The sequence below is a fragment of the Salmonella sp. NW1250 genome (assembly GCF_051812965.1).
In the GTDB taxonomy this organism is placed as follows: domain Bacteria; phylum Pseudomonadota; class Gammaproteobacteria; order Enterobacterales; family Enterobacteriaceae; genus Salmonella; species Salmonella enterica.
The window spans coordinates 438,606-465,203 of sequence record NZ_JAMNDD010000002.1 but is presented as its reverse complement, the minus strand read 5'-3'; the positions used below and the strand labels follow the sequence as shown (position 1 = coordinate 465,203).

Annotated in this window: 16 protein-coding genes; 10 read left to right on the top strand and 6 right to left on the bottom strand. The window is 54.8% G+C overall.

From position 1 onward, the window contains the following. Positions 1 to 23 precede the first annotated feature (23 nt). The 3 genes from rimM to ffh form a co-directional block, all read right to left on the bottom strand. Complete coding sequence (rimM, locus tag NBA72_RS05465; RefSeq protein WP_000043266.1) at positions 24 to 572, bottom strand: ribosome maturation factor RimM; 549 nt, start codon at positions 570 to 572, stop codon at positions 24 to 26. Positions 573 to 590: 18 nt separating this feature from the next. Next, positions 591 to 839, bottom strand: a complete 249-nt coding sequence (gene rpsP, locus NBA72_RS05460; RefSeq protein ID WP_000256453.1) for a 30S ribosomal protein S16 — start codon at positions 837 to 839, stop codon at positions 591 to 593. Between the two features lie 252 nt (positions 840 to 1,091). Beyond that, positions 1,092 to 2,453 carry a signal recognition particle protein gene (ffh, locus tag NBA72_RS05455; protein ID WP_000460052.1) on the bottom strand — a complete coding sequence of 454 codons (1,362 nt, stop codon included), beginning with the start codon at positions 2,451 to 2,453 and terminating at the stop codon, positions 1,092 to 1,094. A 165-nt stretch (positions 2,454 to 2,618) separates the two neighbouring features. On the opposite strand from ffh, the gene NBA72_RS05450 reads away from it, so the two are divergent. The 3 genes from NBA72_RS05450 to NBA72_RS05440 all read left to right on the top strand — a co-directional run bounded on the left by NBA72_RS05450 (position 2,619) and on the right by NBA72_RS05440 (position 5,442). After that, positions 2,619 to 3,410: a cytochrome C assembly family protein gene (locus NBA72_RS05450; protein ID WP_001537507.1), complete on the top strand. Its 792-nt coding sequence runs from the start codon at positions 2,619 to 2,621 to the stop codon at positions 3,408 to 3,410. Positions 3,411 to 3,429: 19 nt separating this feature from the next. After that, the gene (locus NBA72_RS05445) at positions 3,430 to 4,716 is read left to right on the top strand and encodes an HlyC/CorC family transporter (RefSeq protein WP_137963478.1); all 1,287 of its coding nucleotides are present in this window, start codon (positions 3,430 to 3,432) and stop codon (positions 4,714 to 4,716) included. Positions 4,717 to 4,836: 120 nt separating this feature from the next. Next, positions 4,837 to 5,442: a DUF6630 family protein gene (locus NBA72_RS05440; RefSeq protein ID WP_001287923.1), complete on the top strand. Its 606-nt coding sequence runs from the start codon at positions 4,837 to 4,839 to the stop codon at positions 5,440 to 5,442. Positions 5,443 to 5,476: 34 nt separating this feature from the next. On the opposite strand, the gene grpE is transcribed toward NBA72_RS05440, so the two are convergent. Next, the gene (grpE, locus tag NBA72_RS05435) at positions 5,477 to 6,067 is read right to left on the bottom strand and encodes a nucleotide exchange factor GrpE (RefSeq protein ID WP_001518875.1); all 591 of its coding nucleotides are present in this window, start codon (positions 6,065 to 6,067) and stop codon (positions 5,477 to 5,479) included. A gap of 123 nt (positions 6,068 to 6,190) precedes the next feature. Between grpE and nadK the strand changes: the two genes are divergently transcribed. From nadK to bamE, 3 genes are all read left to right on the top strand, one after another. Continuing rightward, a complete protein-coding gene (nadK, locus tag NBA72_RS05430) occupies positions 6,191 to 7,069 on the top strand; it encodes an NAD(+) kinase (RefSeq protein WP_042948925.1) in 879 nt (292 codons plus the stop codon). An 85-nt stretch (positions 7,070 to 7,154) separates the two neighbouring features. Next, on the top strand, positions 7,155 to 8,816 hold the full coding sequence (recN, locus tag NBA72_RS05425; RefSeq protein ID WP_000880965.1) for a DNA repair protein RecN: 1,662 nt from the start codon (positions 7,155 to 7,157) through the stop codon (positions 8,814 to 8,816). Positions 8,817 to 8,964: 148 nt separating this feature from the next. Continuing rightward, a complete protein-coding gene (bamE, locus tag NBA72_RS05420) occupies positions 8,965 to 9,303 on the top strand; it encodes an outer membrane protein assembly factor BamE (protein WP_001203445.1) in 339 nt (112 codons plus the stop codon). Between the two features lie 165 nt (positions 9,304 to 9,468). Here the strand turns inward: bamE and NBA72_RS05415 are convergent, their stop codons facing one another. Beyond that, a complete protein-coding gene (locus NBA72_RS05415) occupies positions 9,469 to 9,759 on the bottom strand; it encodes an RnfH family protein (protein ID WP_042948924.1) in 291 nt (96 codons plus the stop codon). Then, positions 9,749 to 10,186 (bottom strand): type II toxin-antitoxin system RatA family toxin, encoded by a 438-nt coding sequence (locus NBA72_RS05410; RefSeq protein WP_001537508.1) that lies wholly within the window; start codon positions 10,184 to 10,186, stop codon positions 9,749 to 9,751. The genes NBA72_RS05415 and NBA72_RS05410 overlap by 11 nt, the downstream gene beginning before the upstream one ends. Positions 10,187 to 10,374: 188 nt before the next feature. Between NBA72_RS05410 and smpB the strand changes: the two genes are divergently transcribed. The 4 genes from smpB (at position 10,375) to NBA72_RS05390 (ending at position 26,597) form a co-directional block, all read left to right on the top strand. Beyond that, entirely contained in the window at positions 10,375 to 10,857 is a 483-nt protein-coding gene (gene smpB, locus NBA72_RS05405; RefSeq protein ID WP_001518569.1) for an SsrA-binding protein SmpB, read from the top strand. A 614-nt stretch (positions 10,858 to 11,471) separates the two neighbouring features. Then, on the top strand, positions 11,472 to 22,946 hold the full coding sequence (gene bapA, locus NBA72_RS05400) for a biofilm-associated protein BapA (RefSeq protein ID WP_042948923.1): 11,475 nt from the start codon (positions 11,472 to 11,474) through the stop codon (positions 22,944 to 22,946). 64 nt (positions 22,947 to 23,010) lie between these two features. Next, on the top strand, positions 23,011 to 24,420 hold the full coding sequence (locus tag NBA72_RS05395; RefSeq protein WP_042948922.1) for a TolC family outer membrane protein: 1,410 nt from the start codon (positions 23,011 to 23,013) through the stop codon (positions 24,418 to 24,420). Beyond that, a complete protein-coding gene (locus NBA72_RS05390; RefSeq protein WP_042948921.1) occupies positions 24,417 to 26,597 on the top strand; it encodes a type I secretion system permease/ATPase in 2,181 nt (726 codons plus the stop codon). Before NBA72_RS05395 ends, NBA72_RS05390 begins: the two co-directional genes overlap by 4 nt. Position 26,598 lies beyond the last annotated feature (1 nt).

Below are 26,598 nucleotides of genomic sequence, written 5' to 3'. Positions count from 1 at the left end.
TTTATTACCGTTTATTCGGTGGTTTAAAAACCAGGATCCCAGTCTACTTCGATAGTACGAGTAGCGAGATCGACTTTCTTGATAACCTGCCCATCGAGGAACGGTACTAGTCGTTCCTTGATACCAAATGCATCTTTCAGGTTCGCCTTAATGACGAGAACGTCATTCGACCCGGTTTCCATCATGTCGATAACTTTACCGAGATCGTAGCCTTCAGCGGTGACTACCTGGCAGCCCATCAGGTCTTTCCAGTAGTAGTCTCCCTCCTCAAGCGCAGGAAGTTGCGAGGAATCCACGACAATTTCGCAATTGGTCAGAAGATTCGCTGCATCTCGATCGTCAACGCCTTTCAGCTTGATGATCAGATCCTGATTGTGGTGCTTCCAGCTTTCCAGCTGTACCTGCTGCCACTGACCCGCCTTCTGGATAAACCAGGGCTGATAGTCAAAAATGCTTTCGGCGTCTTCAGTGGAGGAAAACACTCTGAGCCAACCACGGATACCGTATGAAGAACCCATTTTCCCCAGTACAACCGGTTCAGCGGGTACTTGTGCGGCGAGTTGCTTGCTCATCATGACCACCGTGACAGATTAAGCTGCTTTTTTTACTTCTTTGATCAGCGCCGCAACGCGATCGGAAATGGTTGCGCCCTGGCCAACCCAGTGAGCGATGCGATCCAGATCCAGGCGGGTGCCTTCTTCTTTTTCGCTAGCGATTGGGTTGAAGAAACCAACGCGCTCAATGAAGCGACCGTTGCGTGCATTACGGCTGTCGGTGACAACAACCTGGTAGAACGGACGCTTTTTAGCGCCGTGACGAGCTAAACGAATAGTTACCATAACATCCTCTTGTGTGAATAAAACAACCGGGCCCCATCGAGGAACGGAGCCCGGCGTCATATTAAAAGCCCGAAAATTTTACTGATTTCTGGGAAAAAAGCAATCAACAGTTAATAACTCTGCTGTAGAAGGCCGTCGGCGGCGCAGCGAGTTCGGTGCCGGCGTGCGCGCAGCCACCGCAGCGTACACGCAGTACGTGAGGATGGCGAGCACACCCCGGTGCCGAAGTAGCAAGTGAGCCAGGCCGGGAAATTAGCGGCCAGGGAAGCCTGGCGGCATCATCCCCTTCATACTCCGCATCATCTTCGCCATCCCGCCCTTCTTCATCTTCTTCATCATGCGCTGCATGTCGTCGAACTGTTTCAGAAGGCGGTTAACGTCCTGCACCTGCATCCCACAGCCCTGCGCGATACGACGCTTGCGGGAACCTTTGATGATTTCCGGCTTCGCGCGCTCTTTCAGCGTCATCGAATTGATGATCGCTTCCATACGCACCAGCACCTTGTCATCCATCTGCGATTTAACGTTGTCCGGAATCTGCCCCATGCCCGGTAATTTGCCCATCAGACTGGCCATACCGCCCATGTTTTTCATCTGTTTGAGCTGTTCCAGGAAGTCGTTCAGGTCGAAACCGTCGCCTTTCTTCAGTTTGGTCGCCAGCTTCTCAGCCTGTGCGCGGTCAACTTTGCTTTCGATATCTTCGATAAGAGACAGTACGTCGCCCATGCCGAGAATACGCGAGGCGATACGATCCGGGTGGAACGGCTCCAGCGCGTCGGTTTTCTCGCCGACACCGAGGAATTTAATCGGCTTGCCGGTGATATGACGAATAGAGAGCGCCGCACCGCCACGAGCATCACCATCAACTTTGGTCAGCACCACACCGGTTAACGGCAGCGCTTCGTTAAAGGCTTTTGCGGTATTCGCCGCATCCTGACCGGTCATCGCATCGACGACAAACAGCGTTTCTACTGGCTTGATAGAAGCGTGGACCTGTTTGATTTCGTCCATCATCGCTTCGTCAACGTGCAGACGACCGGCGGTATCCACCAGCAGCACGTCGTAGAATTTGAGCTTCGCTTCTTTCAGCGCGGCGTTGACGATATCAACCGGTTTCTGGCCGACATCAGACGGGAAGAAATCCACGCCAACCTGCTCAGCCAGCGTTTCGAGCTGTTTGATCGCCGCCGGGCGATAGACGTCGGCAGAGACGACCAGCACTTTCTTCTTGTGCTTCTCGCGCAAGAATTTACCCAACTTACCGACGCTGGTGGTTTTACCCGCCCCCTGCAGACCCGCCATCAATACTACGGCTGGCGGCTGCGCAGCCAGATTCAGGGTCTGGTTTTCTTCGCCCATTGCCGCAACCAGTTCGCTACGGACAATCTTGACGAACTCCTGCCCTGGGGTCAGGCTCTTGTTAACTTCATGACCAACCGCTTTCTCTTTTACGCGATTGATGAACTCACGCACTACCGGCAGCGCAACGTCAGCCTCCAGCAGCGCCATGCGCACTTCGCGCAGCGTCTCTTTAACGTTGTCTTCAGTAAGGCGCCCACGGCCACTGATATTGCGCAGCGTGCGCGACAAACGATCGGTTAAATTATCAAACATTGTCTCTCGCCTGGGGTGGAAACGGTTGGTCGCCGCAGCGACACAGTTACAGAATTTCGCCACAGTATACCATGAAGCCGTCTTTGTTGTTATGCAACGGTTGGAGCTGCGGTCACGTAACGCTATACTGCTTCTCTTTCTCACTGGTCAACTGTCGACACAACTATGCCCGTTTTTGCTTTACTTGCCCTTGTCGCCTACTCCTTCAGCCTCGCGCTGATCGTTCCCGGACTGTTGCAAAAAAACAGCGGCTGGCGGCGTATGGCTATTCTTTCTGCGGTCATCGCGCTGGTGTGCCATGCTGTCGCGCTGGAATCGCGTATTCTGCCCGGCGGCGACAGTGGACAAAACCTGAGCCTGCTGAATGTCGGTTCGCTGGTCAGCCTGATGATCTGCACGGTGATGACCATTGTCGCGTCGCGTAATCGCGGCTGGTTACTTCTGCCCATTGTCTATGCTTTTGCGCTGATTAACCTGGCCTTCGCCACATTCATGCCTAATGAATATATTACGCATCTGGAAGCGACCCCAGGCATGATGGTGCACATCGGTCTGTCGCTTTTCTCTTACGCGACGCTGATAATCGCCGCGCTGTATGCGCTACAGCTGGCGTGGATCGACTATCAGTTGAAGAACAAAAAGCTGGCGTTTAGTAATGAAATGCCGCCATTGATGAGCATTGAGCGCAAAATGTTTCATATCACGCAGATTGGCGTCGTACTGCTGACCCTTACTCTGTGTACCGGCCTGTTTTACATGCATAACCTGTTCAGTACTGAAAATATTGATAAAGCCGTGCTCTCTATCGTGGCATGGTTTGTCTATATCGTTCTGCTGTGGGGGCATTACCATGAAGGCTGGCGGGGTCGGCGGGTCGTGTGGTTTAACGTCGCAGGCGCGGGTATTCTGACGCTGGCCTATTTTGGTAGCCGCATATTACAGCAATTTGTAAGCTAAGCTTTTAAAGGAGTTTCCCCTGGAACACATCTCCACCACCACGCTGATTATCATATTAATCATCATGGTGGTCATCTCGGCCTATTTTTCCGGTTCCGAAACTGGAATGATGACGCTAAACCGTTACCGTTTACGCCATATGGCGAAGCAAGGTAATCGCTCGGCAAAACGGGTAGAAAAATTACTGCGTAAACCCGACCGACTGATAAGCCTGGTGCTGATCGGCAATAACCTGGTCAACATTCTTGCCTCGGCGCTCGGCACGATTGTGGGTATGCGGCTTTACGGCGACGCTGGCGTGGCTATCGCCACCGGGGTACTGACGTTTGTCGTGTTAGTTTTTGCCGAAGTCCTGCCCAAGACTATCGCCGCGCTCTATCCGGAAAAAGTGGCCTATCCCAGCAGCTTCCTGCTGGCGCCGTTACAGATACTGATGATGCCGCTGGTGTGGTTACTTAACACCATCACCCGCCTGCTGATGCGTCTGATGGGAATTAAAACGGACATCGTGGTCAGCGGGTCGTTAAGCAAAGAGGAATTACGCACTATCGTGCATGAATCCCGTTCGCAAATCTCTCGCCGCAATCAGGATATGCTGCTGTCGGTTCTCGACCTGGAAAAGGTCAGCGTGGATGACATCATGGTGCCGCGTAATGAAATTATCGGGATCGATATCAATGACGACTGGAAGTCTATCGAGCGGCAGCTCACCCACTCGCCGCACGGACGCATTGTGCTCTATCGCGATTCGCTGGATGACGCCATCAGTATGCTGCGCGTGCGTGAAGCCTGGCGGTTAATGGCCGAGAAAAAAGAGTTCACCAAAGAGATGATGCTGCGCGCCGCCGATGAAATCTATTACGTCCCGGAAGGTACGCCGCTTAGTACGCAACTGGTTAAATTTCAGCGCAATAAAAAGAAAGTCGGACTGGTCGTCAACGAATATGGCGATATCCAGGGGCTGGTCACCGTTGAAGATATTCTCGAGGAGATCGTTGGCGACTTCACCACATCGATGTCGCCGACACTGGCGGAAGAGGTCACACCGCAAAACGACGGTTCGGTCATTATTGACGGTACCGCCAACGTCCGGGAAATCAATAAAGCGTTTAACTGGCACCTGCCGGAAGATGACGCGCGCACCGTCAACGGGGTGATTCTGGAGGCGCTGGAGGAAATTCCGGTTGCTGGCACGCGCGTGCGCATTGAGCAGTACGATATCGATATTCTCGATGTACAGGAAAATATGATTAAGCAGGTAAAGGTTGTACCGGTAAAGCCGCTGCGCGAGAGTGTGGCGGAGTAACCCAATGGCGAACTCCGGTTCGCCTTTTTTATCGCCGTCTTTTAAGATTCCATCAATTCCTGCCATTTACTTAACAATGCAATAATGTCTTTTCAGGCATTCAGAAAGGATATTGATGTTATGTCAGAAGATTATGTAATTGAATGGGATAAGAATTTTGCAGACGACCTCAACGTCGTCGCCAACGTTTTTTTATCGCACAACCCAACCTTATGGCCCACTATTTTCTCTCAACTTTCGACGCAACCTGAAATCTTTGAAGACGAAGATGAAGACGAATATGGGTTGCAGGACGTCCTGGATTGTAGCGGTGGCGATCTCGGAAATAACGAGCTGGCACAGGCATTTTTACAAGTTCTACGCGGCGAAGGATTTATTCACCTCGTTGACTGGAAAGGTGAAGATGAAGAAGGCGAACTGGCTAATTTTGCCGCAGATCGCTTTTATGAACTCACAAAAAACCTGACGGATTCTGAGGAATTAAGAAATCTTCTTGTCGAAATAACCCAAGAGGATGAAATCTCCGATGTCTGTGAAGCCGGGGACCGTTACCTTGACGAGATCTTTGAACGCATCCAGACCGAACTCAATAAGAGGGGCTTCCAGATTTTTGATCTGAATGAAGGATCTGACACCTATAATGTGGTCGTTCTGCCAATGAGCGAATATAAAAAAATAGAGGACTTCAACACGCCGTGGCTGGAAGTGCAGGATTTTTTAAGCTAAAAAAATGGCCGACTTTACATCGGCCATCAGACTTTTACTTCGCCTTCGCTACCGTCACCATCGCCGCGCGAATGGTACGACCGTTCAGCGTATAGCCTTTCTGCATAATACCCAGCACATTGCCTGCCGGAACCTCTTCCGACTCCACCATCGCAATCGCCTGATGCACGTTCGGGTCCAGCGGCACGTTGGTCTCAGCAATCACTTCCACGCCGAACTTACGCACCACATCCAGCATAGACTTCAGCGTCAGCTCAATCCCTTCGACCATTGCCGCCATATCCGGATTGGCTTTGTCTGCGACTTCCAGCGCGCGATCCAGGCTATCGATGACCGGCAGCAATTCGTTGACGAACTTCTCGAGAGCGAATTTATGCGCTTTTTCGATATCCTGTTCAGTACGACGGCGCAGGTTTTCCATTTCCGCTTTGATGCGCAACACGGTGTCGCGTTCGCGAGTCTGGGCTTCTGCAAGCTGAACTTCCAGATTCGCAATTTTTTCATCGCGCGGATCCACCTGCTCAGCAGAATCGTTTGGTTCAACTGCCTCAACCTCTTCGTGCTGATCCATGATAATTTCTTCCGGGGCTTGCCCCTCAGGCGTTTTCTGTTCTTTACTACTCATGAATTTCTCCGCGTTTTTTTTCGCATTCATCTCGCTAACTTCGCTTATTATGGGGATCAGATTCAGGGTTTCAAGGGAAGTACTCACATTGTCATCAATCTTCGCTACAAGGACCTCAGAAAAATGAATAATCATTTCAAGTGTATCGGCATTGTGGGGCATCCGCGTCATCCCACCGCACTCACGACACATGAAATGCTCTACCGTTGGCTATGCGATCAGGGTTATGAGGTCATTGTGGAGCAACAAATCGCCCACGAATTACAGCTAAAAAATGTGCCAACCGGCACGCTGGCGGAAATTGGTCAACAGGCGGATCTGGCGGTAGTCGTGGGCGGCGACGGCAATATGCTTGGCGCAGCGCGTACGCTGGCGCGTTATGACATCAATGTGATTGGCATTAACCGCGGTAATCTTGGCTTCCTGACCGATCTCGATCCGGACAACGCCCTGCAACAATTATCGGATGTGCTGGAAGGGCGCTATATCTCCGAAAAACGTTTTCTGCTGGAAGCGCAGGTCTGCCAACAGGACCGCCAGAAACGTATCAGCACAGCCATTAATGAAGTGGTGCTGCATCCGGGAAAAGTGGCGCATATGATCGAATTCGAGGTTTATATTGATGAAACCTTCGCTTTTTCACAGAGATCTGATGGTCTGATCATTTCTACGCCGACCGGCTCCACCGCCTATTCGCTCTCCGCAGGCGGCCCTATTCTGACCCCTTCACTGGATGCCATCACCCTGGTGCCGATGTTCCCGCATACCTTGTCGGCGCGCCCGTTAGTCATTAACAGCAGTAGCACGATTCGTCTGCGTTTTTCGCACCGCCGTAGCGATCTGGAAATTAGCTGCGACAGCCAGATAGCCCTGCCTATTCAGGAAGGAGAAGATGTGCTGATTCGCCGCTGCGACTACCATCTCAACCTGATACATCCCAAAGACTACAGCTATTTCAATATATTAAGCACAAAACTCGGCTGGTCAAAAAAATTATTCTAATTTTACGTTAGCCTCTTTACTGTATAAAAAACCAGTTTATACTGTATTTAATTACAGTCATGGTTTTTCATACAGGAAAACAGCTATGTTGGCGCAACTGACCATCAGCAATTTTGCTATCGTTCGTGAGCTTGAGATCGATTTTCAGAGCGGAATGACCGTCATTACTGGTGAAACCGGCGCGGGTAAATCTATTGCGATTGATGCCCTGGGTCTGTGTCTGGGCGGTCGCGCTGAGGCCGATATGGTCCGTACCGGAGCGACCCGCGCCGATTTGTGTGCCCGCTTTGCGCTGAAAGACACGCCTGCGGCATTGCGCTGGCTGGAAGAAAACCAGCTTGAAGAAGGTCGCGAATGCTTACTTCGCCGCGTTATCAGCAGCGATGGCCGCTCACGGGGCTTTATTAACGGCACCGCTGTGCCCCTGTCTCAATTGCGCGAGCTCGGTCAGTTGCTGATTCAAATTCATGGTCAACATGCGCACCAGCAGCTTACCAAACCCGAACAGCAAAAATCGCTGCTGGATAGCTATGCCAACGAAGCCGCTTTAGCGCAGCAGATGGCTGCCCGCTACCAATTATGGCATCAAAGCTGCCGCGATCTCGCCCATCACCAGCAACAAAGCCAGGAACGCGCCGCGCGCGCGGAACTGCTGCAATATCAGTTAAAAGAGTTGAACGACTTTAATCCGCAGGCCGGTGAATTCGAGCAAATTGACGAAGAGTACAAACGGCTGGCCAACAGCGGGCAGTTGCTTACGACCAGCCAGAACGCTCTGGCGCTACTCGCGGACGGCGAAGACGTTAACCTGCAAAGCCAGTTATATAGCGCAAAACAACTGGTTAGCGAGCTGGTGGGTATGGATAGCAAGCTTTCCGGCATCCTGGATATGCTGGAAGAAGCCACTATCCAACTCACTGAAGCCAGCGATGAATTACGCCACTATTGCGAGCGTCTGGATTTAGACCCCAATCGTCTGTTTGAGCTTGAACAGCGCATCGCTAAACAAATTTCGCTGGCGCGAAAACATCATGTCAGCCCGGAAGCGCTGCCGCAGCTTTATCAGTCACTGCTCGAAGAACAGCAGCAGCTCGACGATCAGGCCGATTCGCTGGAAACGCTGACGCTGGCGGTTAATAAGCATCACCAACAAGCGCTGGAAACGGCGCAAGCGCTGCATCAACAGCGTCAGTTTTACGCCCAGGAGCTGGGGCAGTTGATCACTGAAAGTATGCATTTACTTTCGATGCCGCACGGTCTGTTTACTATCGACGTGAAATTTGATGAGCATCATCTGAGCAACGACGGCGCCGATCGCGTGGAGTTTAAAGTGACGACAAACCCGGGTCAGCCGCTGCAGCCTATCGCTAAAGTCGCGTCTGGCGGTGAACTGTCGCGCATTGCGCTGGCTATTCAGGTGATTACCGCGCGCAAAATGGAAACGCCGGCACTGATTTTTGACGAGGTCGATGTTGGCATCAGCGGCCCAACCGCCGCCGTGGTCGGTAAACTCCTGCGCCAGCTTGGCGAATCCACTCAGGTGATGTGCGTCACTCACCTGCCACAGGTAGCCGGGTGCGGTCACCAGCACTTCTTTGTCAGTAAAGAAACAGACGGGGCAATGACCGAAACCCATATGCAACCTTTGGATAAACGTGCGCGTTTACAGGAACTGGCCCGCCTGTTGGGAGGAAGTGAAGTTACGCGTAATACGCTGGCAAACGCAAAAGAACTGCTGGCGGCGTAAACTTTTTTATCTCCCGAAGGTCTGAGTTCACAACAAAAACGCCGTAAGACCCGACAGCAAAAGGTTTTAAAGTGATGAAAGGTCTATTATCATCGGCATATTAATATGAGCCACGTACTGCTCAGGCCCGAAAAGGAACCCAATCACTATGCGCTGTAAAACGCTGACTGCTGCCGCAGCAGTACTCCTGATGTTGACCGCAGGCTGTTCCACTCTGGAGCGAGTGGTTTACCGACCTGACATCAATCAGGGGAACTATCTTACACCTACGGATGTCGCCAAAGTGCGTGTTGGTATGACGCAACAACAGGTTGCGTATGCTTTAGGCACGCCGATGATGACCGATCCTTTTGGTACGAACACTTGGTTTTATGTCTTCCGCCAGCAGCCAGGACATGAGAACGTGACGCAGCAGACTCTGACGCTCACCTTTAACAGCAGCGGCGTGTTAACCAATATTGATAACAAACCGGCGTTGACGAAGTAATTTTGTGATACCGCCTGATGAGGTTACGTTCATCAGGCCTGCAAACCTCTCCCCCGCCATTTGGTACGAATTTGCCTGATGGCGCTACGTTTATCTGGCTTACAGGCACGCCTGTGCTTCAGGTGTGGTACGGCTTTCACACCGTTATCCGGCAAAAGAGGCTAATTATCTGCCAGCCGATTTTTCGGCACGCTGGCGGCGTAATGCTTTTGGATCGGCGATTAAGGGACGGTAAATTTCAACCCGATCGCCATCCTGCACCGTATCGGTGAGTTTTACCGGACGACTGTAGATACCTACTTTATTTTTCGCCAGATCGATATCCGTGCGCAATTCCAGCAAGCCGGAAGCGCGAATCGCCTCTTCGACCGTCGCGCCCTCCTCCAGCGTTACGCGCTGCGAATACTGCTTTTCCGGCAGCGCATAAGCCACTTCAACCACAAGTTTATCCGGCACGGTAAACCTCTTTGGCGCGAACCGTAAACGCCTGCACCATGTTGGACGCTAACTCTTTGAATATACGACCAAACGCCAGCTCAATGAGTTTATTGGTAAACTCAAAATCAAGCTGAAACTCAATGCGGCACGCCTCGGGGCTGAGCGGGGTAAATTTCCAGCCGCCGATCAGCTTTTTAAAGGGGCCATCCACCAGATGCATCAGAATGCTCTGGTTACGCGTTAGCTGATTACGCGTCGTAAACGTCTTGCTGATACCCGCCTTCGACACGTCAACAGCCGCCGTCATCTGTGCTGGCGATGACTCCAGGACGCGACTACCAACACACCCAGGCAAAAACTGGGGATACGATTGCACGTCATTCACTAACTGATACATCTGTTCCGCACTGTAGGGGACTAAAGCAGTCCGACTAATCTGAGGCATAGCAATTCCCATCAACATAAATCGTGTAAATAATACCACTTATCAGCGAGTAAAAAAAATGCTGTCCCCAACCGTCATGCCTTAATTGTGCGTGCATAGCCCAACTCATGCTAAGATAGATTTTTGCACCTCATCAGGACGTAATGGGGTGTTTTCGATATCAGATTACCTATGAATTCACGACACTTATGACGAAGAAAAAAGCACATAAACCGGGCTCAGCCACCATCGCGCTGAATAAGCGCGCCCGGCACGAATACTTTATCGAAGAAGAGTTCGAGGCTGGTCTCGCCCTGCAAGGCTGGGAAGTAAAATCTCTGCGCGCAGGAAAAGCCAATATCGGCGACAGTTACGTTATCCTCAAAGATGGCGAGGCCTGGCTGTTTGGCGCAAACTTTACGCCGATGGCGGTCGCCTCGACACATGTCGTATGCGACCCAACCCGAACCCGCAAATTGTTGTTAAATCAGCGTGAGCTTGATTCGCTGTATGGCCGTATTAATCGTGAAGGTTATACTGTCGTCGCGCTTTCTCTGTACTGGAAAAATGCCTGGTGCAAAGTGAAGATCGGCGTGGCGAAAGGTAAAAAACAACATGATAAACGTTCCGATCTTAAAGAACGTGAGTGGCAACTGGATAAAGCACGCATTATGAAAAATGCAGGCCGATAATAGACATTTTTTGTGACCAGCTTCTCAGTATGAAGCTGGTCAATATTCATATCTCATTCATGCCTCGAAAATATATTCTCTGTGTCTGACGCTTATCAATAGCAATAAATACCATAACAAGAATATATTCTTCGTTTAAAAAATTTTTATAGCCTAATAACACAATACTTCAAATGATTTTTATAAAATTTAATATTGCTGAATACCTTCATAAAAGGTATTGTTTTTATGTTAAAAAAGAAAAAGAAGAAGAAATTAAAATTCATTATAAAACATAAAGATAAATAAAAAATCATCATACGTTGTTAGCCCACCCCACCTCTCCTTAACACAAACTCCGTTATATTTCAGACGCACTAACACCTTTATCAATAGATCTTAATTTGCAGAAAGATTTTTTTCTGACTATATCATCTAATACGAAAGCACTAGTCAGGCACAAAAAATAAAGGGTTATTCGGCGAGAAAACCAGACCTTCACCTACGCTCATAAAAAAGAATATGGCTACGGAAATTCATCTCTCATGATGAACGGGAAGGCTCGTCTACGCATTTTGCCCTGAACGTCGTGCCCGTTAATTAATACACAGAGCAAATCCATCAGGAGCTAATTTATGCGTCTACTCGCCGTGGTTTCGAAATTGACTGGCGTCTCCACCACTGTGGAATCCTCAGCGGTCACTCTTAACGCCCCGTCAATTGTTAAATTATCAGTGGCCCGGGAGGAAATTAGTCAACTTACGCGCATTAATCAGGATCTGGTGGTGACGCTCCATTCCGGCGAAACGATCACGATTAAAAACTTTTACGTTACCAACGATCTGGGCGCAAGCCAGCTGGTACTGGCGGAAAACGATGGCACGTTATGGTGGGTAGAAAATCCGCAAACCGGGCTACATTTTGAACAAATCGCTGATATTAATGAGCTGCTGGTCACTTCTGGCGCTTCCCATGAAGCAGGCGGCGCCGTTTGGCCGTGGGTACTGGCTGGCGCGGTGGCGGCTGGCGGCATTGCCGCTATCGCGTCTTCCGGCGGCGGCGATTCCCACCATCATTCGGATGGCGATAATCCGCCCCCCGATAACACCAATCCTGACGGTAATCCCCCTGATAACAGCAATCCCGGCGGCAGTAACCCTAACGGCAATACTCCAGGTAGCAGTAATCCTGTAGATACTACCCCGCCTCTCGCTCCCGGCAAGTTGTTGATTTCAGCGGACGGAAAAACGGTGAGCGGCGAGGCCGAAGCGGGCAGTACCATTACCATCAAAGATCCTTCAGGTAACGTCGTTGGCGAGGGCAAAGCGGATAGCGACGGTAAATTTAGTATTGATTTGACAGCGCCACAGCTTAGCGGCGAACAACTTACCGTAACCGCGACTGACGATGCCGGCAATACCGGCCCATCCGCAACCATTGATGCGCCCAACATTCCTCTCCCCGATACACCAGCTATCACCGCCGCTATCGATGATGCCGCTCCCCTCACCGGCACGCTGAGCAATAACCAGTTTACGAACGACAATACCCCCACTCTGGAGGGAACCGGCAGCGCAGGCACAGTCATCCATATTTACGCCAATGGTCAGGAAATAGGCTCCACAACGGTTGATAGCAGCGGAAGCTGGCGTTTTGCCATTACCAGCGCGCTAGCGGATGGGGAAAATCATTTCACCGCCATTGCGACTAACGTTAAAGGCGAAAGTAGCGAATCAGCCAGCTTTACACTGACTATCGACACACTCAGCCCCGATGCCCCACGCGTTGAACTGATTGCCGATAACACCGGTTTGCTCACCGGGCCGTTACAGAATAATGACCGGACTGACGAGGCAAAACCGCTATTTTCCGGGCAGGGAGAGGCAGGCAATACCATCACGATTAAAGAGGGTTCAACCGTTATCGGCAGCGCTACCGTAGACGAAAATGGACGCTGGACCTTTACGCCGACTACGCCGTTAAGCGATGGCGAACATACCTTTACCGTCGAACAAAGCGACAAAGCCGGAAACACGAGTCGCGTGACGACAACGCCTACTATCATTGTGGACACCACACCGCCTGACGCCGCTACCATTGATAATGTCGCGAAAGACGGCACAACCGTTAGCGGCACCGCTGAAGCTGGCAGTACCGTGTCTATCTATGACCCGGCGGGAAATTACCTGGGCTCCACGATTACCGGAGAAAATAACCACTTCAGCATCACGCTGAATCCGGCTCAGACCCACGGCGAGCGTCTGGAAGCGCGTATTCAGGACGCCGTCGGTAACATCGGCCCCGCCACGGAGTTTACCGCTTCTGACTCACAGTATCCTGCCCAGCCGACTATCCTTACCGTGACGGATGACGCTGGCGCCGTTACCGGGCTACTGAAAAATGGCGATGCCACAGATGATAACCGCCCAACCCTCAGCGGTACTGCTGAACCAGGCAGTACGATATCGATTAACGATAATGGCTTTCCTGTACCGACCTTTCCGCCCATTGTCGCTGACGCTGACGGCAAATGGAGCTTTACCCCCTCGCTGGCACTTGCCGATGGCGACCATGTCTTTACCGCTACCGCGACCAACGATCGCGGCACCAGCGGGCAGTCCGTCTCCTTTACCATTGATATCGACACGCAGCCGCCGGTGCTGGAAGGCCTGGCGGTTAGCGACGTCGGCGACAGACTTACCGGCACTACGGAAGCTGGCAGTACTGTGGTTATCAAAGACAGCCTGGGAAATACGCTCGGTAGTGGAACGGCAGGCGACGACGGCACCTTCTCAATAGGTATTAGCCCGGCGAAAATTAACGGCGAAACATTAAGCATTAGCGTTACCGATAAAGCCGCGAATAGCGGTCCGGTAGAAACGCTGAACGCGCCGGATAAAACTGCGCCTGCGGCACCGGACGGTCTTATCGTGGCGACCGACGGTCTGTCCGTAAGCGGTCAGGCGGAAGCCGGGGCAACGGTCACTATCCGTGACAGTAGCAACACCGTACTTGGCAGCGCCGTCGCTAACGGCAACGGACAATTTATCGTTCCGCTGAATACGGCGCAGACTAACGGCCAGGCGCTTATCGCTACCGCCACCGATGTTGCGAAAAACGAAAGCGCCGCCGCAACGGTTATCGCGCCGGACAGTACCGCGCCGGAAATGCCGAAAAACGTGGTAATTAGTGAGGATGGCGCCAGTATCAGCGGCACCGCCGAACCGGGTAGCGCCATCACGATCGCCACGCCGGACGGCACGCCGCTTGGCAGCGGCAAAGCAGATGGCGAAGGTCATTTTACCCTTCCCCTCCTCCCCGCACAGACCAACGGCGAACAGGTTACCGTCACCGCCACCGACAGCGCCAACAACGTCAGCCCGCCAACTACAGCGCAAGCGCCCGATATCACCGCCCCGGATAAGCCCATTATCACTCAGGTGCTGGACGATGTTGAAAGCTTCACCGGGCCGCTGGTTAACGGACAAACCACCAATGACAACCGCCCCACCCTTAGCGGTACGGCGGAGGCTGGCGCGCGTGTCGAAATTTTTGATAACGGCGTTTCGCTGGGACTCGCCACGCTACAGCCCAACGGCGGCTGGACGTTTACGCCGTCGCAAAATTTAGGTGAAGGCGCGCATCGACTGACCGTAATCGCAACCGACGCTAAAGGCAATGCAAGTCCGGCCGCGTCATTCGACCTGGTGGTCGATACGCAATCGCCGCAGCAACCGGTAATCACCTTCATTACAGATGATGCGCCAGGTATTCTCGGTAGCGTCGCGCATCTGGGGCTCACTAACGACAGCACGCCAACGATTAACGGTACAGGTGAACCGGGTTCCACAGTACACCTGTATCAGAATGGCGCCCGGATAGCAGATATTATCGTCGGTAATTCCGGCGTCTGGAGCTACGCCTACACCACGGCCTCGCCACTGGCGGACGACACCTACACCTTTACCGTGACGGCCAGCGACAGTAACGGCAACACCACGCCTTTTTCGACCGATTTTACGATTACCATTGATACCCAGGCCCCTGCCGCCCCCGGCGTTATCGGCGTAGCTGACGGCGACGGAAATACGATTGATACCAATCAGATTACCCAGGAATCCCAGCCCCGGTTGAGCGGTAGCGGCACCGCAGGCGACATAATCATCCTTTACGATAACGGCAATGCCATAGGTCAGGCGCTGGTCGGCACGGACGGGCGCTGGCAGTTTACGCCGCCTGCCGCGCTGGGCGACGGCGACCACCTTCTGACCGCTCGCGCCAACGATCCGGCGGGGAACGAAAGTCCCGAATCCCTCAGCTTTACCCTACGCATCGATACCCAGGCGCCGGATGCGCCGCAGATCGTGTCAGCCGCCATCACCGGCGGAGAAGGCGAGGTGCTACTGGCAAACGGCAGTATTACCAATCAGCGTATGCCGACCCTCAGCGGCACCGGCGAACCCGGCGCCATCATCACCCTGTACAATAACGGCGTAGAACTGGCTACCGTCCAGGTCAATCCACAGGGTAGCTGGACCTATCCGTTAACCCGTAATCTGAGCGAAGGGTTAAACATCCTGACGGCCACCGCCACGGATGCCGCAGGCAATAGTAGCCCCACCTCCAGCGTTTTCTCCGTTACCCTTGATACCCAGCCTCCAGCGCAGCCTGACGCGCCGCTAATCAGCGATAACGTCGCACCGGTTATCGGCAACATCGGCAATAATGGCGCAACGAACGATACCACGCCGACCTTCAGCGGCACGGGAGAGATCGGCAGCACGATAATTCTCTACAATAATGGCAGTGAAATTGGTCGCACAACGGTAGGCGATAACGGTAGCTGGAACTTTACGCCTGCGGCACTGACGCCAGAAACCTATACCATTACCGTCACGGAAACCGATATAGCGGGCAATATCAGTCCACCTTCCGCCTCAGTCACTTTTACGCTAGACACCACTGCGCCCGCCAATCCAGTTATCACTTTTGCCGAAGATAACGTCGGCGAAGTCCAGGATACTATTGTCAGCGGCGCAACCACTGACGACAATACACCGGTCATTCACGGCACTGGCGACATCGGCAGCATTATTACGCTCTATAACGGCAGCAGCGTTTTAGGCGTAGTCACCGTCGATGAGACCGGCACCTGGACGCTAGCGGTGACCAGCGCGTTGCCGGATGGCGTCTACACCCTGACCGCCATTGCCGCCGATGCCGCCGGAAACAGCAGCGGCGTATCGAACAGCTTTACCTTCACCGTCGACACCGTTCCGTTGCAGCCGCCCGTCGTCAATGAGATCCTTGACGATATTGCACCAGTGACCGGGCCATTAACCGATGGCGCCTTTACTAACGATCGGACGCTGACTATCAACGGCAGCGGCGAAAACGGCAGCACCGTCACGATTTACGACAATGGCGTGGCAATCGGTACAGCGGTCGTCACCGACGGCGTCTGGACATTCAATACGCCCGAATTGTCAGAAGCCAGCCATGCGCTAACCTTCAGCGCGACTGACGATGCTGGAAATACCACGGCGCAAACCCAACCGATCACCATTACCGTGGATATCACCGCCCCGCCCGCGCCAACAGTCCAGACGGTGGATGACGATGGCACGCGCGTGGCCGGACTTGCCGACCCTTACGCTACCGTTGAAATTCATCATGCCGATGGCACCCTGGTCGGCAGCGCTGTCGCTAATGGCACCGGTGAATTCGTCGTTACGCTCAGTCCGGCGCAAACCGATGGCGGTACGCTGACGGCAATTGCTATCGATCGCGCGGGGAATAACGGCCCAGCTACGAATTTTCCCGCTTCCGACAGCGGTCTGCCCGCCGTCCCGGCCATCACGGCGATTGAAGATGATGTCGGGAGAGTACAGGGGAATATTGCGGCGGGCGGCGCCACGGACGACACCACGCCGACGCTGCGCGGCACCACGGATATCGGCTCTACCGTTGAAGTTTTCATTGATGGCGATTCGGCAGGCTTTGCCACCGTTGACGCCAGCGGGAACTGGATCTTTGAGATCGCGACGCCATTAAGCGAAAGTACACATTACTTCACCGTCCAGGCAACCAATGCGAATGGCCCGGGCGGCCTGTCCGCACCGGTCGGGATCACTGTCGATCTTAGCGCGCCGGCGCAACCGGTTATTACCAGCGCAACGGATGATGTCCCCGGCATGACCGGTACGCTGGATAACGGCGCGCTCACCAATGATTCACGCCCGACGCTCAACGGAACGGGAGAAGCAGGCGCCACCATCCGCATTCTGGATAACGGCGTAGAAATCGGTTCCGCCACGGTAGATCAAAGCGGCAACTGGCGCTTCACCCCGAACGCGCCGCTGGAGAGCAACGCGCACATCTTTACCGCCGTAGCGACCGATCCCGCCGGCAATAGCGGCCAGCCTTCGGACGGCTTTACGCTGAACATTGACGCGCAGGCGCCAGATGTGCCGGTTATCACGTCCGTGATTGACGATAACAATCAACCGACCGTTCCGGTGTTACCGGGGCAATCCACCGACGATCGGCAGCCAATACTGAACGGAACTGGCGAACCTGGCGTAACAATCACCATTTTTGATAACGGTACGCCGCTTGGCACGGCTCAGGTAGGCGAAAACGGTAGCTGGACCTTCCCGGTGCCCCGCAATTTGTCAGAGGGAAGCCATAATCTGACGGTTAGCGCTACCGATCCGGCGGGCAATACCAGCGCGGTCTCCGCGCCGTGGACGATCGTGGTCGATATTACGCCTCCGGCGATCCCGGTTCTCACCTCCGTTGTGGATGACCAGCCCGGTATTACCGGCAACCTGGTTAGCGGGCAGCTAACGAACGATGCGACGCCCACCCTGAACGGGCGCGGAGAGGCAGGCGCGACGATTAATGTCTATCTTGACGGTAATCCCGCGTCCATCGGTACCACGACGGTGAATAGCGACGGCACGTGGAGTTTCACGCCGCAGACGCCCCTTACAAACGGTAGCCACACGTTCACCCTTAGCGCCACCGATCCGGCGGGTAATAGCAGCGCGGTGTCCAGCGGATTTGTGCTGACGATTGACGCCACACCGCCCGCCGTGCCGGTTATCGCCAGCGTGGCAGATAATACGGCGCCGGTAACGGGCATCGTCCCCAACGGCGGCTCGACGAACGAAACCCGACCAACACTCTCGGGTACCGGTGAGGCGGGTACAACCATCTCGATTTATAATGGCAGCGCGCTGGTCGGCACGGCGCAAGTTCAGGCCAACGGTAGCTGGAGCTTTACGCCGTCTACCTCGCTGGGCGCGGGCGTCTGGAACCTGACGGCGACAGCAACCGATGCGGCAGGCAATACCAGCGCCGCGTCCGAAATACGCTCGTTTACTATTGATACCACGGCTCCCGCCGCGCCTGTTATTGATACGGTCTACGACGGTACGGGCCCCATTACCGGCAATCTGAGTTCAGGACAGATCACAGACGAGGCGCGCCCTGTCATTAGCGGCACCCGTGAAGCCAACACAGCTATTCGTCTCTACGATAACGGCACGCTGATGGCTGAAATTCCCGCCGACAATAGCAGTAGCTGGCGCTACACGCCCGATGCCTCTCTGGCGACGGGCAACCATGTAATTACCGTCATTGCCGTTGATGCCGCAGGCAACGCCAGTCCCGTTTCAGACAGCGTTAATTTCGTTGTCGATACCACGCCGCCGCTGACGCCGGTAATCACATCAGTCAGTGACGATCAGGCGCCAGGCCTCGGCACGATCGCGAACGGCCAAAATACCAACGATCCTACGCCAACCTTCAGCGGCACCGCAGAAGCCGGCGCCACGATCACGCTCTATGAAAATGGCACGGTCATTGGCACGACAGCGGCTCAGCCTGACGGCGCGTGGAGCGTCTCCACCTCAACGCTGGCAAGCGGAACGCACGTCATCACCGCCGTCGCCACCGATGCCGCAGGAAACAGCAGCCCGAACAGTACGGCTTTCACCCTGACGGTCGATACCACCGCGCCGCAAACGCCGATCCTGACGTCCGTAGTGGATGACGTCGCGGGCGGGGTCACAGGAAATCTCGCTAATGGTCAGATAACCAATGATAACCGCCCCACGCTGAACGGCACTGCCGAAGCGGGCAGCGTGATCAGTATCTATGATGGCAACACTCTGCTTGGCGTCACCTCGGCTAACGCGGGCGGCGCGTGGAGCTTCACGCCGACGACAGGGTTAAACGACGGCACGCGCACATTAACAGTGACCGCCACCGACCCGGCAGGCAACGTTAGCCCGGCCACCAGCGGTTTTACTATCGTGGTCGATACCCTTGCGCCAACGGTTCCACTTATAACCAGCATCGTTGATGATGTCCCGAACAGTACCGGCGCCATTGGCAATGGACAATCGACCAACGACACACAGCCGACGCTCAACGGTACCGCGGAAGCCAACAGCGCGGTAAGCATCTTCGATAATGGCGCGCTGGTCGCGACCGTGAACGCCAATGCCAGCGGCAACTGGAGCTGGACGCCAACCGCCGCGCTCGGCCAGGGAAGTCACGCCTATAGCGTTAGCGCCGCCGATGCGGCTGGCAACGTTAGCGCCGCTTCGCCATCGATAACGATTATCGTGGATACCATTGCGCCCGGCGCGCCCGGCAACCTGGTCATCAATGCTACCGGTAATCGCGTGACGGGCACCGCGGAAGCAGGCAGTACAGTGACGATTACCTCTGATATTGGTGTGGTACTGGGAACCGCCACCGCCGACGGTACAGGCAGCTTCACCGCCACACTCACGCCCGCGCAGACCAATGGTCAGCCGCTACTGGCATTTGCCCAGGATAAAGCAGGCAACACTGGCATTGCCGCCGGATTTACCGCGCCCGATACGCGCGTGCCGGAGGCACCGATCATCACCAACGTAGTGGATGATGTGGGTATTTATACCGGCGCTATCGCCAACGGCCAGGTCACTAATGACGCACAACCTACATTGAATGGTACCGCTCAGGCGGGCGCCACGGTGAGCATTTATAACAACGGGGCGCTGCTCGGCACCACCACGGCGAACGCCAGCGGAAACTGGGGCTTTACCCCGACAGGTAATTTGACCGAAGGCAGCCACGCCTTCACCGCCACCGCGACTAACGCCAACGGAACAGGCAGCGTCTCCAGCGCCGCGACGGTGATTGTCGATACGCTGGCGCCCGGTACGCCGTCAGGTACGCTCAGCGCCGACGGCGGTTCACTTTCCGGGCTGGCAGAGGCAAACAGCACCGTAACCGTCACGCTGGCGGGCGGCGTGACGCTCACCACCACCGCCGGCAGCAACGGCGCATGGTCTCTCACCTTGCCGACCAAACAAATTGAAGGTCAGCTCATTAACGTGACGGCCACTGACGCTGCGGGTAATGCCTCCGGCGCGTTAGGCATTACCGCGCCGGTTCTGCCGCTGGCGGCAAGGGATAACATCACCAGTCTTGATCTGACCTCGACCGCCGTCACCAGCACGCAAAGCTATTCGGATTACGGCCTGCTGCTGGTTGGCGCGCTTGGCAATGTCGCCTCGGTTTTGGGTAACGATACCGCTCAGGTTGAGTTCACCATTGCTGAAGGTGGTACGGGCGACGTCACCATCGATGCCGCCGCAACGGGAATCGTGCTTTCGCTGCTCAGTACTCAGGAGATTGTGGTACAGCGCTACGACACCAGCCTCGGCGCCTGGACGACGATCGTCAACACCGCCGTTGGCGACTTCGCGAATTTGCTTACCCTGACCGGGAGCGGCGTTACCCTGAACCTGAGCGGCCTGGGCGAAGGCCAGTACCGGGTACTCACTTATAACACCAGTCTGCTCGCTACCGGGTCATATACCAGCCTGGATGTCGATGTACACCAGACCAGCGCAGGTATTATTAGCGGGCCAACCATCAGTACCGGCAACGTCATGGCTGATGATACCGCGCCGACGGGCACCACGGTCACCGCCATCACCAACGCCAACGGCGTCAGTACGCCGGTCGGCGCGGGCGGCGTGGATATCCTGGGGCAATACGGCACGCTGCACATTAATCAGGATGGCAGTTACACCTACACGCTGACTAAGCCCACGGCAGGATACGGACATAAAGAGAGCTTCACCTACACCATCACCCAGAATGGCGTCGGTAGCAGCGCCGCGCAACTGGTTATCAATCTGGGTCCCGCGCCGGTACCGGGCAGCGTGATAGCGACAGACAATAACGCCTCGCTGGTCTTTGATACTCACGTTAGCTACGTCAACAACGGTCCCTCGACACAAAGCGGCGTCACGGTATTAAGCGTCGGACTTGGTAATGTACTGAACGCGAATCTGCTTGATGATATGACTAATCCGATCATCTTTAACGTTGAAGAAGGCGCTACGCGAACCATGACGTTACAGGGAACCGTCGGCGGCGTCTCACTGGTTTCCACGTTCGATCTGTACGTTTATCGCTTCAACGATGCCATTCAGCAATATGAGCAGTTCCGGGTGCAAAAGGGCTGGATTAACACCCTGCTGTTAGCCGGACAGTCTCAGCCGCTGACCCTGACGTTGCCTGGCGGCGAATACCTGTTCGTGCTGAATACCGCCAGCGGCATTAGCGTCCTCACTGGCTATACGCTGGCGATTTCCCAGGACCACACCTATGCCGTTGACAGTATCACCGCCAACACCACCGGCAACGTACTGACCAATGATGTCGCCCCTACGGACGCCCTCCTCACTGAAGTAAACGGCGTGGCGATTGCGACGACCGGCACGACGGAGGTAAACGGGCTGTATGGCTCGCTCATCATTGACGCAAGAGGCAACTATACCTACACGCTGAAGAACGGCGTCGGCGCCGACAGCATTAAAACGCCGGACAGCTTTATCTATACGGTCAAAGCGCCAAACGGCGATACCGATACGGCCTCGCTCAATATCACGCCAACCGCCAGGGCGCTGGATGCGATTAATGATGTCAGCGATACCCTTAGCGTCGCCACGCTTCAGGATACCGCTGCCTGGCTGGACTCCAGCGTCGGCAGCGCCAGTTGGGGGCTACTCGGCAAATCGGGCAGCGGGAGCGGCACCTTTGACGTTGCAACGGGCACCGTACTTAAAGGCGCGTCACTGGTCTTTGATGTCTCCACGCTCATTACGTTGGGCAATCTGAATATTAGCTGGGCCATTCAGGAGAACGGGACCGTCATACGCAACGGAACCGTTCCGGTGGCGAATATCACGCTGGGCAGCGCGACGGTGACCGTCAACCTGAGCGGCCTGGAGCTGGATGCCGGAACGTACACGCTTAACTTTACCGGCACCAATACCCTGGCCGGGGCGGCGACGATCACGCCACGCGTCATCGGCACCACTGTCGATCTGGATAATTTTGAAACGTCCGGAACGCATACCGTTCTCGGCAATATTTTTGACGGCAGCGACGCGGCGGGGGCGATGGATCAGCTTAATACGGTGAATACCCGCCTGAGCATTAGCGGGTATAACGGCAGCGCCGCCACGCTGGACGCCGCGGCGAATACCACCAGCGCCACGATTCAGGGACATTACGGCACATTGCAAATTAACCTCGATGGCGCTTACACCTACACCCTGAATAATGGCGTCGCGATGTCGTCCATCACCAGTAAAGAGGTCTTTACCTATCAACTGGATGACAAGATGGGTCATACGGATAGCGCCACATTGACCATTGATATGGCGCCGCAAATCGTCAGTACCAACCAAAACGATGTTCTCATCGGCTCCGCCTATGGCGATACGCTGATTTACCACCTGTTAAACGGCGCGGACGCGACCGGCGGCAACGGCGCCGATCGCTGGCAAAACTTCTCTACCGCGCAGGGCGACAAGATCGATATCCACGAACTGCTGACGGGATGGGATCACCAGGCGGCGACGCTGGGTAACTTTGTTCAGGTTCATACCAGCGGCGCCAATACGGTGATATCCGTCGATCGCGACGGCGCCGGCAGCGCGTTTAAATCAACCGACCTTGTCACTCTGGAGAATGTGCAGCTCACGCTAAATGATCTGTTGCAGAACAACCACCTGATAACCGGTGGTTGATAAAAAAGCCCCGAACGCCACGACGTTCGGGGCAACAAGCGGTGATATTTAAAAGGGATAAACTATGGGAAGAGTCGCGCCTGTCGCCATCGTACTGGCATTTGCTTTGTTTCATCACCAGCCCCGGGGCGCAGAAGCGCCGCCAATGATTACATCCGAAGGATTAGCAACGGACCAGATGCTTCCTTCGCTGGATGGCTCCGCCGCTGAGTTGCCGCTCAGCGCCGCCGCGCCGGGCAACCTGACGCTCAATGACGCGGTCAATCGCGCCGTTAACTGGCATCCTTCTATTCGCGAAGCCGTCGGCAAACTGCTCGCACAGAATGAACAAATAGAGGTCGCCAAATCGAAATATTATCCGCAAGTCAGCGCTGGCGTGAACAATGGGTACAGCAATACCTACACCGATCACGGGTATAGCCCCTCGCTGGTGCTGTCGGTATCGCAAATGCTTTATGACTTCGGCAAAGTGGCAAGCCAGGTTCGCGCCGAAACCGCAGGCGCAGCGCAGCAACAGGCCAATGTGTTGCTCAGTATTGATACCGTCGCGCACGAAACCGCCAACGCCATTGTACAAACGCAGAGCTGGCAGCAAATGGTAGACGCGGCGGAAGAACAGCTCGTCGCGCTGGACGGCATCGGTAAACTTATCCGGCAGCGCAGCGATGAAGGCGCTACGTCGCTCTCTGACGTGGTGCAAACCGAAGCCAGAATCGAATCCGCCCGCTCGCAACTGGCGCAGTATCAGGCCAATCTCGATAGTGCGAAAGCCTCACTGATGAGCTGGCTGGGCTGGAATTCGCTTAACGGCATCAATAATGACTTCCCGGCGAAATTTGCTCGCAGCTGTGAGACGGCGACTCCCGACGATCGACTGGTGCCCGCAGTACTGGCCGCCTGGGCGCAGGCCAACGTTGCGCGGGCGAATCTGGACTATGCCAGCGCGCAAATGACGCCGACGATTTCGCTCGAACCTTCTGTACAACATTATCTTAATGATAAATATCCCAGTCATGAAGTGCTGGATAAAACCCAGTATTCCACCTGGGTGAAAGTTGAGATGCCGCTTTACCAGGGCGGAGGGCTGACCGCCCGACGCAACGCCGCCAGCCATGCGGTAGACGCGGCTCAGTCGACCATTCAGCGCACCCGGCTTGATGTCCGCCAGAAACTGATGGAGGCGCGCAGCCAGGCAATGAGTCTTGCCAGCGCGTTACAAATCCTTCGTCGGCAACAGCAGCTTAGCGAACGCACGCGCGAACTGTATCAGCAGCAATACCTTGACCTCGGTTCCCGCCCGCTGCTCGACGTGCTTAATGCGGAGCAGGAAGTTTACCAGGCGCGTTTTGCCGAACTGCAAACGAAAAGCCAGTTGCATCAGTTGCAACTGAACTGTCTGTATAACACCGGCGCGCTTCGTCAGGCGTTCGCGTTAAATCATCGCAGCATTCAATCCGTGGAGATCCAGCCATGACCCGCGCCGCCCCCGATGTAGAAGAGGTACTCAGTGAGCGCGCGCTAAGCCAATGGGCGCAGGCCATCAGCCATGTCGCCGGTCATTATCGCGTTGCCTGCTCTCCCGGTTCAATTCAGGCCAACGCCCCGTGGTTTAGGGGTAAAAGCAGAACGACCGCCTTAACGCAGCTCGCGCGGCAGGCGGGTTTATCCTTTCATGCGCCGGACATAGACAAAACGGCATTTAGTCAGTGGCGATTGCCGTTGGTTGTCGAGCTCCGGGACGGGCAGTTATTGGTCATCGAACATGTTAATGACGAAGATGCGGTAGACGTTTTTGTGATTGAAGAAGAGGGTCAGCGTAACCGCCTGACGCTCAGCGAGTTATTGCCGGAGATCCTCTATGTTGCCGCGCTACGCCCGCTATCGGCGCTCAAGGATAGCCGCGTCGATCGCTATATCTCCCGCTTTAAACCCGACTGGATGCGCGAGCTGGTTCTGCAGGATATTCGCCCTTATTTACCGGTAATGGTCGCCGCCTTTCTGATTAACGTGCTGTCGCTGGCCGGGATTGTGTTCTCTATGCAGGTTTACGATCGGGTGATCCCCGCTCAGTCATATCCTACCCTGTACGTTCTCTCCTTCGGCGTGCTGGTAGCGGTGCTGTTCGGTTTTCTGCTGCGTGAAGCGCGTACGCACATTATGGACGTGCTCGGTAAACGCGCCGATATGCGCATTTCCGATCGGGTATTCGGTCATGCGTTAAGGCTGCGCAACAGCGCTATTCCCCGTTCCACCGGCAGTTTTATCTCGCAGTTACGTGAACTGGAGCAGATCCGCGAGATGATTACCTCTTCAACGCTGGCGACCATTGTCGATCTGCCTTTCTTTTTCCTGTTTATGATAGTCCTGTCGATTATTGCCCCACCGCTGGCATGGATAGCGCCCGTGGCGGCTCTGCTGATGATCCTGCCGGGCGTGGCACTGCAAAAAAAACTGGCTGTCCTCGCCAACCAGGCCGCCCACGAAGCGACGCTACGCAATGCAGTCTTGGTCGAAAGCGTTCAGGGGCTGGAAGATATTAAACTGATGCAGGCGGAGAACCGCTTTCTTCAGCAATGGAATAGCTATATCCGTATTACCGGCGAGTCGGGTCTACGCACCCGCAAACTCACGCAAGGGCTTATCAGTTGGGGGATGTCGGTACAAAGTCTGGTGTATGCCGCAGTGATTATGTTCGGCGCGCCGATGGTTATTGAAGGCAGTATGACTACCGGCGCCGTGGTCGCCGCGTCGATGCTCGGCTCGCGGATGATCGCGCCAATGGCTAACCTGTGCGGCGTGCTGGCGCGCTGGCAGCAGGTGAAAGCGGCGAAGATGGGTCTCGACAACATTATGCAACTGCCCACCGAGACACAGCATGACGATAGCCTGATACACCGCGACATCCTCCACGGGCATTACCTCTTTGAAAACGCTCAGTTTCGTTACCATAACGACGATCAACGCATACCGCTGCGCCTCGTGCGTCTGGAGATCATGCCAGGCGAGCGGATTGCGATACTGGGGCGTAACGGCGCGGGTAAATCCACACTTTTACAGGCGATGGCGGGCGGCCTGGAGATGATTCAGGGAGATGCCCGGCTTGATAATCTCAGCTTGTCGCACATCGATATGGCGGATTTACGCCGCAACATCGGCTTTCTTAGCCAGAACGCGCGGCTTTTCTTCGGCACCCTACGAGAGAACCTGACGCTCGGCGCGCCGCACGCCAACGATGAACAGATTTTTGACGCGCTCGAAGTCAGCGGCGGCGCCGTCTTCGTCAGGCGGCTGGCAAAAGGGTTGGATCATCCCATTATGGAGGGTGGTAACGGCCTGTCCGGTGGGCAGCGTCAGTCCCTGTTGCTGGCGAGAATGCTGCTGCGCTCCCCCAATATTGTGCTACTTGACGAACCCAGCGCCTCGCTGGACGAGCATACGGAGCGAGAGTTTATTCAGCGGTTACATCAGTGGCTTGGCAACCGTACCCTGGTCGTCGCGACGCACCGGGTACCAATACTGGAGCTGGTTGAGCGTGTCATTGTCCTGAAAGAAGGACAACTGGTGATGGATGCGCCAAAAGCGCAGGCGCTTAACGCGGATCGGATGCAAAGTCACCGTCGGGAGTGGAAAAATGAAAATCAATCAGCATGAT